Here is a 14,560-nt window from a genome sequence, read left to right as displayed (position 1 = left end):
TAAAGGAGTTTTTTTGATGACTTCACATTGGAGCGAATATTGGAAGCAAGGTCATTTAACGTCATTTGGTGAAAGTTATAAAAAAACTTATACGGGGGTGTTAAAAGATCAATGGTTCCCTTTATTTTCAACTCTAAATGACGGATTTAAATGCCTTGATATTGCAACAGGAAATGGCGGGTTAGCGATTTTAGTGGATGATTTTGCATCCGTTAATAAGATAAGTGGCAGTATAACAGCGATTGATTTTGCTAAAATTAATAACCATGCGATTGATATAGCACACAAGTTTAAAAACAATATTTTATTTAGAGAGTTATTTAAAGCTGAAGATGTAGACAAATTGGATGACAATTATGAGCTAATTATTTCTCAATTCGGTATCGAATATTCTGATATAAGTGAGTCGATAATTGCATCTAAAAAGCGTCTAAGTGCTAATGGTAAGATCGGCTTAATGATGCATCATTCTAATTCTGTAATAATTCAGCGAAATGAAAGAACGCTTACGTTAGTGAGGTCAGAGGCGTTTAGAGCCTGTATGGGACATTTCATTAACCTCGTTGAATGCTCTTTTGATATAACGAGCAAAGAATCACTTAGGCTATTAAAACTAAATGGAGATGCTGAGCATCACCGACATCAATTAAATTACTTATTAAAAGAATTATTTGAATATGATGAAATGGCTGTAAAGGATACGAGCTTACCTGAATATGTATCTCAGTTTATGAAAATTGGCGTCATTTCAGAACGTCATGTTAAAAAGCAATTTATCGAATATCTTAAGACACAGATCGAAACATTAGAGAATCGTTTGTCTGAGTTGGTAGATGCGGCTTTAACATCAGATAAATTATCTTCACTTATTGAATACGCGAAGTTAAATGGATTGACCGCTACCGAACAAAGTGAAGTTCTGAATGAGTCTGGCGAAATACTAGCTTGGTTTGTCGTCTTCGAACACAGTCATATTGAATGAATTTATAATCGTTTTGTCGAGTCTATTAAAGTAAGCTTATATAAAGAAGCATGACTTTTATGCTTCTTTATATACTTATGCGTACCCAAATGCATATTTAGTCATTTAAAAACAGAATATCTTTATCAATTCAGCCTAAAAACCTTTCAATAACTTTCTACCTAGACGTTTTTTTTGAAAAAAAAATTAATTGCGTTAATTGTTAATAATTTTTTACTAAAGCCAATCTGATATGGCTATAAACTCTCTTTCTTGGACGGTATAGCGCGATTAACAAAAGCTCGAATGTAAACAGTTTGTTTATTAAATTGTTGCATTAAAGCATTTGTTTATCTTAGAGCAGTATTTTACTAAGTTTGGCTGTTGACACTCTTCTATGCATTTAGCATTATTGGTGAGTTGGTGCATTTTTTATGTGCACCATTCATGATTGAGTTTTAATCAGTTTAAATTCTAAAAAAGTAACATTACTTAATTGGTTGGGAACTATGTCTGTTAAAATCAGAAAAAGTCTTGTAGCTTCAGCGTTGGTTGGCGCGGTTGCACTTACAAGCAGCAATGTGATGGCAGATCCTTTGAAAGACATTCACAATGTTGAAGGTCAGACTATTAAGGCTGCACAAAAGTCTCAGAACAAAATCGATAACGTATTCGAGCAAACAGTTGAACTGAAAGCGGAGTATGACACTACGATTAACCAAACTGAGATCCTAAAAGTTTATAATGATCACCTAGCACGTTTGGTTGCAGACCAAAATGCTGGTATCGAATCATTAAATAAACAAATCAAAGAAATCGATACAACTAAACGTAACGTTGTGCCTTTGATGTATCGCATGATCGATACGCTTGAGCAATTCATCAAAGCGGACGTTCCTTTTGACACTGAAAAGCGTTTAGACCGTGTTGAAAAGTTACGTGAGTTAATGACTAACTCATCAGTAACGACTTCTGAAAAGTACCGTCAGGTTCTTGAAGCTTACCTTACAGAGAAAGATTACAGCACTGTTGTAACTGCTACTCAAGGTGCTATCAACCTAGATGGTCGTGATATCACTGTAGACTTCGGTCGTGTTGGTCGTATCGCTTACGTAGCTCAGTCTCTAGACCTTAAGAATGCTTGGGTTTGGAACAACTCTACGAAGCAGTGGGACAAGCTAGGTGACGAATACATCAGCCCTATTACTGATCTTATTCGTATGGCGCGTAAGCAAAAAGCTTACGATATTGTTAGCCTTCCAATCTTTGGCGCGGAGTAATCACGATGAAGAAACTATTTAAAGGTTTAGCAGTTGCTACTGTTCTTTCTGTTTCTGCAGGTGCTGCGCTAAATGCACACGCAGATACAGCTGCTCTAGATAAAATCCTTGAGCAAGTTAAGCAAGACCGTATCTCGTCTGGCAAAATTAACAAGCAACGTGAGCAAGAGTTCTTATCAGCTCGTGCTGACAAGCAAGCGTTATTAAAGAAAGCTCAACGTGAACTAGCGGCTGAAGAAGCTCGCGGTGATCGTCTTAAGAAGCAATACGCACAAAACGAAGCGACACTAGCGTCTAAAGAAGCAGAACTAGAAACTGCGAAAGGTACGCTTGGTGAAATGTTCGGTGTTGTACGTCGTGCTGCATCTGAAACAATCGGTTCAATCGAAGCGTCACTAGTTTCTGCTGAAAAGCCAGGACGTGAAGAAGTTCTTCGTTCTCTAGCTGCTGCTAAAGAACTACCAACTACTCGCGAACTAGAAGAGCTTTGGATTGGTCTTCAAACTGAAATGACTGAGTCTGCGAAAGTATCATCTTTCGAAACTACAGTTGCTCAGTTAGACGGTTCAGAAGTTAACGCAAAAGTTACACGTATTGGTAACTTCAACCTTATCTCTGATCAAGGTTACTTAATTTACCACCCAGAAACTAAGCAAATCCAGCCGCTAGGCCGTCAGCCTGATGGTTACGTATTGTCTTCTGCTGAAGCGCTACGTGCTACTCCAGCTGGTTCTTACACTGGTTTCTATACAGATATCACCCGTGGTTCAATTCTACGTCTAAACACGCAGAAAGCGACTCACGAAGAGCGTTTCCACCAAGGTGGTACAGTTGGTTACCTAATCGCAGTACTACTAGTTATTGGTTTCATCATCGCGATTATTCGTCTTGCTGACCTTACACTAACTACTGGTAAGATCCGTTCACAGCTTAAGAATCTTAACACACCAAACGAAAACAACCCGCTTGGTCGTATTCTTAAAGTTTACCAAGACAACAAGTCAGAAGATGTTGAAAACCTTGAGCTTAAGCTTGATGAAGCGATTCTACGTGAAACGCCACGCATCGAAGCTGGTGTTAACATCATCAAGATCTTCGCAGCTATCGCACCTCTAATGGGTCTATTAGGTACTGTTGTAGGTATGATCGAAACATTCCAGCAAATCACGTTATTCGGTACAGGTGATCCGAAGATCATGGCTGGTTCAATCTCAATGGCACTAGTAACTACTGCTCTAGGTCTAATTGCGGCACTACCGCTAATCCTAGTTCACGCTATCGTTGCAAGCCGTTCTAAGTCTGTACTACACATCCTAGATGAGCAAAGCGCTGGTATTATTGCTGCTCACGCGGAGAAGGAGAAAGCCTAATGCTAGTCCTGATGGAGATCTGGGAATCTGTCAGGGATTTTGTGGCTACAGGCGGCCAGGTACTATATGTGGTCGCAATAGCACTCTTTCTTATGTGGGTATTAATGATTGAGCGCTATTGGTTCCTGACCAGCGTGTTTCCTAAAATGAAAAAGGGAATCATCGCTAACTGGGACGCCCGCCAGGACACTACGTCTTGGTATGCACACAGAATCCGTGAAGCATGGATTTCTGAAGCGTCTGAGAAATTAGATGAGCGTATGTTGTTGATCAAAACATTAGTAGCTGTATGTCCACTTATCGGCTTATTAGGTACTGTAACGGGTATGATCGCGGTTTTCGAAACCATGGCTACCCAAGGTACTGGTAACGCACGCTTAATGGCATCAGGTATTTCAATGGCGACGATCCCAACAATGGCTGGAATGGTTGCAGCACTATCAGGTGTATTCTTTAGCACACGTCTAGAAGCGAAAGCGAAGATGGCTAAGAATAAACTTATCGATAGCTTGCCGCATCACTAGAGAGAGATTTGAATATGGCACGTAATAAACGTATTCGTGAAGAAGATGACGCAGCGGTAGATATGACACCGATGCTAGACATCGTTTTCATCATGCTTATCTTCTTTATCGTAACAACGTCATTCGTTAAAGAAGCCGGTATTGAAGTTAACAAACCAAAAGCAGCACAAGCTACCAAGAAGAAAAATGCAAATATCTTTATTGCAATTCGTGGTAACGGTGAAGTTTGGATGGATAAGCGCCAAGTAGATGTAGAACGTGTATCTGCGAACATCGAGCGTCTATTAGCTGAACAACCTACTGAAGTCGTGATTATCCAAGCGGATAAAGAAGCGAAGCACGGTGTGGTTATGAAAGTTATGGACCAGATCAAGGCTACTGGTGACTACCTGAAGATTTCAATCGCTGGAGAAAAGTAATGATTCGTTTTCTGTTTTCACTGATTGCAGGTGGGGCAGTTACTTTCGGCTTATTTTATTTCATGGCGTTCTTGATTTCTGGCGGCGATAAACGCGCCGCTAATGACCAAGAGCAGATTGTAGTCGAAATTATGACGAATCCGCCTGAATCAAAGGTGCAGGAGAGGAAGCGTGTACCGCCTCCGCCTCCGCCGCCACCTAAGCAGCCGCCTAAACCGCAGCCGCCACAACCTGATAATTCGAGTAATAACAACTCAGGATTACAGTTTAATATGCCATCAATTGATGTTGGTGGTACGGCAGGTGGTCTAGATGGCCCAGGCGCATTTGGCCGAGATGGTGATGCTACACCAATCGTTCGAATTGAGCCTAAATATCCGCCACAAGCTGCGCGTGATGGTAAAGAAGGTTGGGTACAACTTCGCTTTACAATCGATGAAGTAGGTGGTGTAACTGATATTGAAGTAATTAACGCTGAACCGAAACGTATTTTCGACCGTGAAGCAAAACGTGCTTTACGTAAATGGAAATACAAGCCTAAGATTGTTGATGGTAAACCACAACGTCAAGCAGGCATTGAAGTTCAACTTGATTTCAAACTTGACCAAGGTTAGGAGGCAGTATGAAAACTTTATCTAAAGTGACCGCGCTTGCCTTATTAATTTCACTTGGTGGTGCAGTTTATTCTGCACCAACTTTGGCGAAAGCAGATCCTGCGAAGATTGAAGAACGCAAGAAACGCAAAACCAAGGTGATGGGTGAACGTACTGGTAAAAAAGTTGTAAAAGCATTTGATGTATACAACGGCGACCAGGAAAAGGGAATCGAGGGCGATGTAGCTGGTGCGCTTCAAATGATGAAGGAAATTGAGCCTTCAGATGAGTTTGATAGAGCACAAGTTAACTACTACATGGCGCAAATGAGCTACCAGCTTGAAAAGTTTGACGACGCAATTCGTCTTGCTAAAGCGGCAGCTAAGCCAGATGTTCTTAACTTTAAAGACCAAGCAACTGTAATGAAGCTTATTGCAGACTTACAGCGTCAAGAAAAACAGTATAAAGATGCTCGTGATTCTTACTACGCTTGGATGGATTTTACGGGTGAAGAAGACGCAAAAGTGTATTTAGCGATTGCATCAATTTACTACGAAACCAAAGAGTATAAGAATATCATTGCTCCGGCAGACCGTGCAATTGAGCTATCTAAAAAAGAGCCAATAAAAAGTGCTTACGACCTAAAAGTTGGTGCTTATGTTGAGCTTAAGCAGTTCAATAACGCGGTTAAGACAAGTGAAGAGCAAGTTAAGATTTGGCCAAATGAATATAAACTTTGGACACGTTTAGCATCGTTCTACATGCAGCAAGAAGACTATAAAAAAGGTCTGGCAGCTGCGAAGGTTGCAGAGCGTAATGGTGCGCTAGAAACAGCAAACCATTTTAAATTCCTAGCAAGTTTGTATTCACTTAACGAAATGCCTTACCAAGCAGGTGTTACACTTGAAAAAGCGGTAAAAGCAAAGAAAGTTAAGAAAGACAAATCTACGGTTTCGACACTAGGTGCATATTTCCATAATGCTAAGCATTATAACAAAGCAGCTAAGTTCTACATTGAAGCAGCTGATTTCGATAATGACTCTGAGTTATATCGTAAAGCAGGCTCAATGTTCGTAACGAGCGAAGACTATGCACTAGCGGTTAAAAACCTTAGCAAAGCACTTGAGCTTGGCAATAAAAAGAAAGGTCAGATCCACTTAGACCTTGCAGAAGCATACCTTCAGCAAGAAAAGTATAAGCTGGCTTATCAAAATGTTCGTAAAGCGATAGATTATCCGCAAACGAAAAAATTTGCTAAGAGCTGGTCTCAGTATATTAAAGACAAAGCGATCCGTAAGGGCGTTAAAATTTAATAGCTGAACGCGCACAAAAAGCCCCAATTGGGGCTTTTTTAATGCCTAAAATTTATCGTCTATTTTCGGCAATTAAATGTCGAATCTCGCAATCGGATTAATTCACATACTCGTCACATAAAATGCACCTGCTGTAGTGGTTTTTGTCGAATATCGACATCAATATGCCACTTGTTCGCTACAACACGGCACGCAGCGCTAAATCTACTCACTACAAAACAGCGCCGATTTTCCATTCATGAAGCCGTTTCAAATGCTAGTGAATGGTATATGTTTCTAGTTGATACGCATTAATACCACTTTGCTCTGCATAATGAAGAGCGGTAATTGTCTTTTCAAAAATTGCACCAGGTTCAATAGTAAGCTCTGGCTTCACGTTCACGGCGCCAATGCTTAAGTTACAGTGCAATAAGCCCAACTTCTCTTGCTCTAATAACGCGTTTTGAATGCGGGAAACAATCACTTTAGTACCTTCGGTATCGAGTCCAAATAACCCCATTGCAAAGCAATGCTCGTTAAAGCGACACGTAATATCGGTGCTGCGTAGAGTTTGCTCGGTCAGAATATTACCGACTTGAATTAGTTTTGCTTTTTCAGTCTCAGAAGTGGTTCTGATATGTGGATTAAATAATAGAATAGACAAACTATCGTTATCACGTATTAACCTATGCCATTCGCGGTTAAAAATTTCCATAAAGTATGCTTGGTTGTATAATCCAGTTTCCGTATCGCGAAATGAGGCGTTTTGAAAAGAAAAAATCATAAGCGCTCTCCAGATTACCATCTCTTTTAAGGTTAGATTAAATTGATTAAATTTACGCAATTATTACTACCAATTTGTTTCGCTTTTTTATTATTTGGCTGCGATGATGCCTCAAACAGCCGTTCAGAGCCCGAGTTAGTAACGTCTTTAAAGCAGCTTAATACGTTGCTTTACCCGTCACAGAGCGAACCTAACGATGTTTTGTGGCCTATGAGCGACCGTTATTTAACGCAAAGAGATAGTCTATTTAAACAATTATTGCGAGCATCCGAAAAACCTCACCCAGAAGCCCAGTTGCTGGCGATAGAGCAGCGCTTTACCGAACGTTTCTTTCCTTGGCCGTACAATGCCAATCCGGTATTAAATTATTTACAGAGCGCGTCTCATGTTGAAGATGCCGACGTCGCAGACTTTATTGCCTTTAGTCAGCAAAAAATGAGCAATGCCTATCAAGACAAAGTTCGTCTCAGTCGCTTTGAGCTAAACGCGCTGTTACGCCAACTAGCTAACGCGGAACAACAGCTAGAACCATTCCCAGCAGCAAAAGCCGTATTAGCTGAATTTGAGAGTTATTTAAAAGATTACTCACCACGTAGAAGCCCAGGCGTTGGGGCCTTACCTAATGGTAAAGATTGGTATCAAGCACGTTTAAATTACTTTACCGATGCGGCTCAAAAACCTGCGGATGTGTTAAATCGTCTGTTAATTATTAAGCAAAGTGTAGACAGTGAACCACAATTTTTGATTTGTTTTACAAGCGCAAAATGCGCTAATAACTCAGGTTTAGACTGGCGTACAAAATACAGTGATCGCCGCGCGGAATTTGCAGCTGTGCCGTTTGGTAAAGAACAAGCGGTAATTGCAGAAGTTGATTTCGGTATTCATGCGCAGGCATGGAGTAGTGAGCATGCACTTACAGTGCTAACCAAGCAGTTAGAGATTGATGAAGAACGCGCCAATCGTGTATTAGCAAAAATATTACAAGAGCCAGCGCTTGCGATGGTAAATATCCCATTAGGCTAATGCCTAATGGGAACATGCTTTACAGCGTTGTGTTGCTGGGTCGTTATCGAGTAACTCTAATTCAATAGGTTCTTCACAGTCTGCACAATAGCCATATTGGCCAATTTCAAATTGCGCAATTGCCGCTTCCAACTGAATTAAACGACTCAGTTTAGGTTCATGATTTAATAGAAAGTGCTGTTCCAGAAAGTCTGGCCAATCGCTATAGTTAATAGCATGTAAGTCATTAACAATTGCGGGCTGAACTTGTCCATAATGTTCAATTACCTCTTTGCGTAACGCTTCCAATTCTACTTCAAGCCTACGTTTGAATAACTCAAGTGACACGGTCATTCTCATTCCCCTTTTTATTCCTAGCACCTAAGGGTGCAATATTGAATTATAGGGACTTGATACACGCGCGATATGATATGAATCAACAAGTAGTAACTTTGTTACTCGCCTGTAAAATTTTATCGAGCACTTCTTGACTCGATTTAAGTCGTTTTATTTCTTCAAAAAAGAGGTTTGCATCGGTGTATTGCAGTTTTAAATAGCCAAGCCACTGTTTTGTGCGACTGGCGAAGTAACGTTCACTGTTACCGCCATCACAATGCATTGATGAGTCAATTATATGGTGTAGTATTTGCTGCCACGATAATGCAGTGTAATGTTCGCCATTGCGCTTGCTGACAATTTCAGCTGCTAAATCGGGCTTTGCTAACGCACCACGACCTAGCATCACATCATCACAGCCACTGCGTTGTTGGCACAATCTATAATGGTCAAAATTCCACACCTCACCGTTGGCAACCACATTGATATCAGAGGTGGTTTTGAGTGGTTTTATTTTTTCCCAATACGCAGGAGGGCGGTAGCCGTCACGTTTTGTTCTTGCATGAATAGCTATACTTGAGGCGCCGGCACTGCAAACAGCATCAAAAATTTCTTGGCTTTGAGAGCAGTCATCAAAACCAAGGCGAACCTTAGCTGATACCTCATCATCCACAGGCACCGCATCTCGCACAGCTTTTACAATTTGATAAATTTGCTCTGGTTCTTTGAGTAGTACTGCGCCGCCTTTACTTTTATTGACGGTTTTTGCAGGACAGCCAAAATTCAAATCAACACCGTGAGAACCAAGTTCAACTGCACGCTGTGCATTTTCTGCAAGCACATTTGCGTGTTGTCCCAGTAATTGAATGCGCACAGGGGTTCCAGATTGGGTTTTTCCCTGATTGTTTAACTCAGGGCAGTATCGATGAAACACACGAGCAGGTAATAATGCATCAACAACACGGATAAATTCAGTAACACACAGGTCAAATCCACCAATATCGGTGAGTAATTGTCGCATATGGAAGTCAACAACACCTTCCATCGGTGCCAAAATCAGTTTCATTGTAACCCGTGTAATAGCTATCTCGGCGGCGATTTTAACGAGCTTATGAGCGAAACACTATTATTTTTTTTACTACAAGGCTAAACTGATATTGCTCAATGGGTTAGCTGTACCATAATGAGATTTACAAAACGAATTGATCAAAAAAATTTAAATTTATTTGAAAGAATATTTTTAAAAGCTAGGTCATTTTAAACAATCAAGTAAACGTAAAACGAGACAACTATGAAAACACTTAATAAAAATTCAGTAGCTTTAACAGTAGGTGCAGCAGTAATCGGTGCATCAAGCCTAGTTTCTACAGCGGCAAACGCTAACCCTTTCCAAGTTACCGCAATGCAATCTGGCTATATGCTTGATGCTGGCGAAGGCAAATGTGGTGAAGGAAAATGCGGCGGCGACAAAAAAGCTGAAAAAGAAGGCAAGTGTGGCGAAGGTAAATGCGGCGGCGACAAAAAAGCTAAAAAAGAAGGTAAGTGCGGCGAAGGCAAATGCGGCGGCGACCACAAAGCTAAAAAAGAAGGCAAGTGTGGCGAGGGTAAATGCGGCGGCGACAAAAAAGCTAAAAAAGAAGGCAAGTGCGGCGAAGGTAAATGCGGTGGCGACCACAAAGCTAAAAAAGAAGGCAAGTGCGGCGAAGGTAAATGCGGCGGCGACAAAAAAGCTAAAAAAGAAGGTAAGTGCGGCGAAGGCAAATGTGGCGGCGACAAAAAAGCTAAAAAAGAAGGTAAGTGTGGCGAAGGCAAGTGTGGCGGTCACAAGTAATTAGTTAACCCTATTTCAGGCTAACTAGTCAAAAGGCCAGCTTAGCTGGCCTTTTAGTTAATTAAAGAATAAATATGTTTGGAGGGGCGGTGAATAAACACAATTTTGGAATGGTAGGGCTTGGTCTACGACGTGAAATGCTTGATCCATTAATCGAAGACTACCCAAAACAAATCGATTTTTTAGAAGTTGCGCCTGAAAATTGGTTGATCTTAGGTGGCGCATTAGGCAAAAAGTTTAAGCAATTAACCGAACAACATAATTTTGTGTGCCACGGGTTATCCCTTTCAATCGGTTCACCTGAACCACTTGATATTGATTTTGTTAAAGATCTTAAAGTCTTCTTTAAACAACATAATATTAAAGCCTACAGCGAACACTTAAGTTATTGCTCGGGTACAGGGCATATGTATGATCTGATGCCAATTCCATTTAGTGAAGAGGCAGCCTGCTATGTCGCAGAGCGCATTCGCACGGTGCAAGATATTCTTGAAATGCCTATCGCGATGGAAAACGTATCGTATTACGCAGCGCCCGGGCAGCAAATGTCTGAATTAGACTTCACTAACTTGGTTTTAGAAGAAGCCAACTGCGAGTTATTACTCGATGTAAATAATATTTATGTTAATGCCGTAAATCATGGTTACAGTGCCAGCGAATTTTTAAAAGGGCTTCCTACCAAACGCATTAGCTACGGCCATATCGCCGGGCATTATAATGAAGCGGATGATTTAATTGTTGATACCCATGGCGCAGATGTAATAGACCCTGTTTGGCAATTGCTACGCGAGGCGTATCAAATTCATGGCGTATTCCCGACCTTGTTAGAGCGTGATTTTAACATTCCAGCGATGCCCGAATTATTAGGTGAAGTTGATACTATTGCCGCAATTCAGGCAGAGAATATTAAGCGAGAAACAGCTTAATGAGTTTTCAAGCTACCCAAAATGCCTTTATGCAGCATATTCGCGATCCTGAAAATCACCAGTTCCCCGATATTGAAGATCGTCGCTTAGCAATTTACCGAGAGCTTTTCTTTAACAATATTGAAGGCTTTGTCAGTTCTGCGTTTCCGGTACTTCAGTCGCTTTATAGCGAACAAGATTGGCTGGTATTAGTACGTAAGTTTTTTAGCCAACATGATTGTAAATCACCTTACTTTTTGCAAATTTCTGAAGAGTTTTTGGCCTTTATATCTAATGAATATACGCGCACAGCGGCCGACCCAGAGTACATGTTGGAACTTGCGCACTACGAATGGGTTGAATTGGCACTTTCAATCGCAGATCAAGATCCAAATGAAAAGGCTGTATCCGATATCCAAACGCAACCACTTTATTTTTCATCGCTTGCGTGGCGTGTAAGTTATGCTTACCCTGTGCAATTCGCATCAAGCGAGAATTCCGAGCTATCGACACTTGAAGAAGGTAATCATTTGGTTATTTATCGCGACGGTGATGATGATATTCAGTTTGTTGCCATTAATGCGATAACCGCGCACTTAGTACAGTTAATTGAGTCAACGCCAGCCATTAAATTTAGTGCAGTACGCGACACAATGCAGCAACTGTTACCCCAGTTTGATCCAGCTACGCTAGAAACAGGTTTAATCACTACACTTAACTATTTAGCGCAAAAAGCAGTATTGGTCACAAAATAACACTTTTGATCTAGATCAACTTCTACTATTATATGCGGCGATTTTTCGTGCTTAAGATGTAGAGGTAATGATGGCGCACAAAGGTGATTTTAAAGACCCGTTCAATGCAAAATACTTTATTGGTTTCCTAGTTGTATTTGCAGGCATTGGTTGTTTAAATGCAATTCTAGGTTGGGCGACGCTACTAAGCGCTTAATACCATACCTTCCACATATTTTGTGATTTTAGGCCGATTTATCGGCCTTTGTTGTTTCTGCAATACCCTGTTGTGCAATAGATAATCGAAAGGACTCGATTAATTATGCGAAGCGGAGGTTTTTTGTTTCAAACTTTGTATAATGACCTGTAATTAAAATATTGGGGAAAACCATGACTTTGTCAGTTTCAGACCTAGAACTAGTAAAAAACAGCATTGCGACTGTGCCAGATTATCCAAAACCAGGCATTATGTTCCGCGATATTACTAGTTTATTAGCTGAGCCTAAAGCGTTCCAAACCGTGCAAAAAGCACTGGTAGAAAAATACAAAAACCAAGAATTTGATGTAATTATTGGTACTGAATCTCGCGGCTTTATTTTTGGTGCACCGCTTGCACTAGAATTAGGCATTCCATTTGTCCCGGTGCGTAAGCCAGGCAAACTGCCACGCGAAACGGTATCGCAGTCGTATCAACTTGAATACGGTGAAGATACCCTTGAAATTCATAAAGACGCAATTAAAGCGGGCGATAAAGTATTGCTAGTAGACGACTTATTAGCAACTGGCGGCACTATTGAAGCAACCGTTAAATTGGTTGAGAAACTCGGTGGTAACGCAACCGACGCAGCATTTGTTATTTCATTGCCAGAACTTGGCGGTGAAGCGCGCCTAGACGGCCTTGGTTTAAACATACTTAAATTAGTTGAGTTTGAAGGCGAGTAAATGAGCTATCAAGTTCTGGCAAGAAAGTGGCGTCCACAAAACTTTCATCAGTTAGTTGGACAGCAACACGTTAAACAAGCATTAGTAAACGCGCTTGATCAAAACCGTTTGCACCATGCTTACTTATTTACCGGTACACGTGGTGTAGGTAAAACCACTATTGCCAGAATTTTTGCAAAAAGCTTAAACTGCGAATCAGGCATTACAAGTCAGCCTTGTGGCAGCTGTAATGCCTGTGTTGATATCGAGCAGGGCCGTTTTATCGACCTAATTGAAATCGATGCAGCGTCGCGTACCAAAGTAGAAGATACGCGCGAAATTCTCGATAACGTGCAATACGCGCCCACGCGTGGCCGTTATAAAGTGTACCTCATCGATGAAGTGCACATGCTCTCTAAACACAGTTTTAATGCACTGTTAAAAACACTAGAAGAGCCACCAGAGCACGTTAAGTTTTTACTAGCTACGACCGATCCGCAAAAATTACCCGTCACTATTTTATCGCGTTGTTTGCAATTTAATTTGGCCGCATTGTCGGAAAATGAAATCGAAACACAACTAACGCATATTTTGCAGCAAGAGCAACTGGGTTTTGAACCAGAAGCGCTTAAGCAATTGGCACAAAGTGCCAAAGGCAGTATGCGCGATGCACTGAGTTTAACTGACCAAGCCATCGCTCAAACTAACGGTAATATTAGCCATCAAGCAACCAAACAAATGCTTGGTTTAATGGATATTACTTGGGCACAAAGTTTATTGATTGCGGCCATGGCCAGCCGTGGAGATAGCTTATTAGAGCTAAGCGCAAAATTGGGCTTACAAAATGGCAACTATGGTGCAGTACTCGATGACTTAATTAAGCTATGTCATTTAATACTCGTGTCTAAGTTGGTGCCAAGTGCTGCGCAACTGAGCGACCAATATACTGATTTTATTAGTGAACTGGCAAATGAAGCAGATACCCGAGAAATACAGGTGTACTATCAGCTGCTGCTAAACGGTAAAAAAGATTTAATGCTTGCGCCAACCGAGCAACTTGGCTTTGAAATGGTGATGTTAAAGTTACTGGCGTTTGAACCTGCACAAATGCAGGCACAAGCACCGGCGCAGCAAAACCAATCAGCGCAAACACAGCCACAAGCTCAACAAGCAACGCCAAGCGCGCGTGTTTCTCTTAAAGAACAATTAAAAAAACAAAAAGAAGCACTCGATAATAAACAGGTAACGCAGCCACAACCTGAGCCTGTTCAACCTGTAGTAGAAAAACCAGCACCGCTTGCTCCTGCAACAGAAGTTCCCGCGCCACAGGTACAGACTGCACCAGCGCAATCTCAGGAACAACATTCACAGGAACAACCATCTCAAGAACAATTAGAGCAGCAAGTAAATCAGCAAATGGATGACGTACTTGCACAAGCTGAGCAGTTGACATCACAATCGCCAGCGCCTGAAATGTTTGGGCAACAGCAACAGCAACAGCAACAGCAACAGCAACAGCAACAGCAACAGCAACAGCAACAGCAACAGCAACAGCAACAGCAACAGCAACAGCAACAGCAACAGCAACAGCAACAGCAACAGCAACAG

17 protein-coding genes are annotated in these 14,560 nt (G+C 41.3%); 14 read left to right on the top strand and 3 right to left on the bottom strand.

Going from position 1 to position 14,560, the window contains the following annotated elements; all coding sequences use genetic code 11:
- Positions 1-16 precede the first annotated feature (16 nt).
- The 7 genes from ACHSBP_RS09500 to ACHSBP_RS09470 all read left to right on the top strand — a co-directional run bounded on the left by ACHSBP_RS09500 (position 17) and on the right by ACHSBP_RS09470 (position 6,460).
- A complete protein-coding gene (locus ACHSBP_RS09500; protein WP_395388694.1) occupies positions 17-982 on the top strand; it encodes a hypothetical protein in 966 nt (321 codons plus the stop codon).
- A gap of 488 nt (positions 983-1,470) precedes the next feature.
- Positions 1,471-2,241 (top strand): DUF3450 domain-containing protein, encoded by a 771-nt coding sequence (locus ACHSBP_RS09495; RefSeq protein ID WP_010559750.1) that lies wholly within the window; start codon positions 1,471-1,473, stop codon positions 2,239-2,241.
- A 5-nt stretch (positions 2,242-2,246) separates the two neighbouring features.
- Positions 2,247-3,611: a MotA/TolQ/ExbB proton channel family protein gene (locus tag ACHSBP_RS09490; protein WP_010559751.1), complete on the top strand. Its 1,365-nt coding sequence runs from the start codon at positions 2,247-2,249 to the stop codon at positions 3,609-3,611.
- Positions 3,611-4,135 (top strand): MotA/TolQ/ExbB proton channel family protein, encoded by a 525-nt coding sequence (locus ACHSBP_RS09485; RefSeq protein ID WP_010559752.1) that lies wholly within the window; start codon positions 3,611-3,613, stop codon positions 4,133-4,135. The genes ACHSBP_RS09490 and ACHSBP_RS09485 overlap by 1 nt, the downstream gene beginning before the upstream one ends.
- 14 nt (positions 4,136-4,149) lie before the next feature.
- On the top strand, positions 4,150-4,554 hold the full coding sequence (locus ACHSBP_RS09480; protein ID WP_010559753.1) for a biopolymer transporter ExbD: 405 nt from the start codon (positions 4,150-4,152) through the stop codon (positions 4,552-4,554).
- Complete coding sequence (locus ACHSBP_RS09475; RefSeq protein WP_010559754.1) at positions 4,554-5,168, top strand: energy transducer TonB; 615 nt, start codon at positions 4,554-4,556, stop codon at positions 5,166-5,168. Before ACHSBP_RS09480 ends, ACHSBP_RS09475 begins: the two co-directional genes overlap by 1 nt.
- Positions 5,169-5,176: 8 nt before the next feature.
- Positions 5,177-6,460, top strand: coding sequence for a lipopolysaccharide assembly protein LapB (locus tag ACHSBP_RS09470; RefSeq protein ID WP_010559755.1), 1,284 nt, complete (start codon positions 5,177-5,179; stop codon positions 6,458-6,460).
- A 256-nt stretch (positions 6,461-6,716) separates the two neighbouring features.
- Here the strand turns inward: ACHSBP_RS09470 and ACHSBP_RS09465 are convergent, their stop codons facing one another.
- Positions 6,717-7,223: a diguanylate cyclase gene (locus ACHSBP_RS09465; RefSeq protein ID WP_010559756.1), complete on the bottom strand. Its 507-nt coding sequence runs from the start codon at positions 7,221-7,223 to the stop codon at positions 6,717-6,719.
- Positions 7,224-7,265: 42 nt separating this feature from the next.
- Here ACHSBP_RS09465 and ACHSBP_RS09460 point away from each other — a divergent pair, with 42 nt between their 5' ends.
- On the top strand, positions 7,266-8,246 hold the full coding sequence (locus tag ACHSBP_RS09460) for a hypothetical protein (RefSeq protein ID WP_395388692.1): 981 nt from the start codon (positions 7,266-7,268) through the stop codon (positions 8,244-8,246).
- A 3-nt stretch (positions 8,247-8,249) separates the two neighbouring features.
- On the opposite strand, the gene ACHSBP_RS09455 is transcribed toward ACHSBP_RS09460, so the two are convergent.
- Positions 8,250-8,579: a TraR/DksA C4-type zinc finger protein gene (locus tag ACHSBP_RS09455; protein ID WP_010559758.1), complete on the bottom strand. Its 330-nt coding sequence runs from the start codon at positions 8,577-8,579 to the stop codon at positions 8,250-8,252.
- Between the two features lie 82 nt (positions 8,580-8,661).
- Positions 8,662-9,627 (bottom strand): tRNA-dihydrouridine synthase, encoded by a 966-nt coding sequence (locus ACHSBP_RS09450; protein ID WP_138630482.1) that lies wholly within the window; start codon positions 9,625-9,627, stop codon positions 8,662-8,664.
- 225 nt (positions 9,628-9,852) lie between these two features.
- Here ACHSBP_RS09450 and ACHSBP_RS09445 point away from each other — a divergent pair, with 225 nt between their 5' ends.
- The 6 genes from ACHSBP_RS09445 to dnaX form a co-directional block, all read left to right on the top strand.
- Positions 9,853-10,392, top strand: coding sequence for a hypothetical protein (locus ACHSBP_RS09445; RefSeq protein WP_100913691.1), 540 nt, complete (start codon positions 9,853-9,855; stop codon positions 10,390-10,392).
- A 110-nt stretch (positions 10,393-10,502) separates the two neighbouring features.
- The gene (locus tag ACHSBP_RS09440; RefSeq protein ID WP_395388776.1) at positions 10,503-11,318 is read left to right on the top strand and encodes a DUF692 domain-containing protein; all 816 of its coding nucleotides are present in this window, start codon (positions 10,503-10,505) and stop codon (positions 11,316-11,318) included.
- Complete coding sequence (locus ACHSBP_RS09435) at positions 11,318-12,052, top strand: DUF2063 domain-containing protein (protein ID WP_395388691.1); 735 nt, start codon at positions 11,318-11,320, stop codon at positions 12,050-12,052. Before ACHSBP_RS09440 ends, ACHSBP_RS09435 begins: the two co-directional genes overlap by 1 nt.
- 67 nt (positions 12,053-12,119) lie before the next feature.
- Positions 12,120-12,248, top strand: coding sequence for a hypothetical protein (locus ACHSBP_RS09430; protein ID WP_021033034.1), 129 nt, complete (start codon positions 12,120-12,122; stop codon positions 12,246-12,248).
- A 173-nt stretch (positions 12,249-12,421) separates the two neighbouring features.
- On the top strand, positions 12,422-12,973 hold the full coding sequence (gene apt, locus ACHSBP_RS09425; RefSeq protein WP_010559764.1) for an adenine phosphoribosyltransferase: 552 nt from the start codon (positions 12,422-12,424) through the stop codon (positions 12,971-12,973).
- A partial coding sequence (gene dnaX, locus ACHSBP_RS09420) for a DNA polymerase III subunit gamma/tau (protein WP_395388690.1) occupies positions 12,974-14,560 on the top strand: 1,587 nt, incomplete at its 3' end.

This window comes from Pseudoalteromonas sp. XMcav1-K (assembly GCF_044005875.1).
In the GTDB taxonomy this organism is placed as follows: domain Bacteria; phylum Pseudomonadota; class Gammaproteobacteria; order Enterobacterales; family Alteromonadaceae; genus Pseudoalteromonas; species Pseudoalteromonas spongiae.
This window is presented reverse-complemented; position numbering and strand designations above follow the sequence as displayed.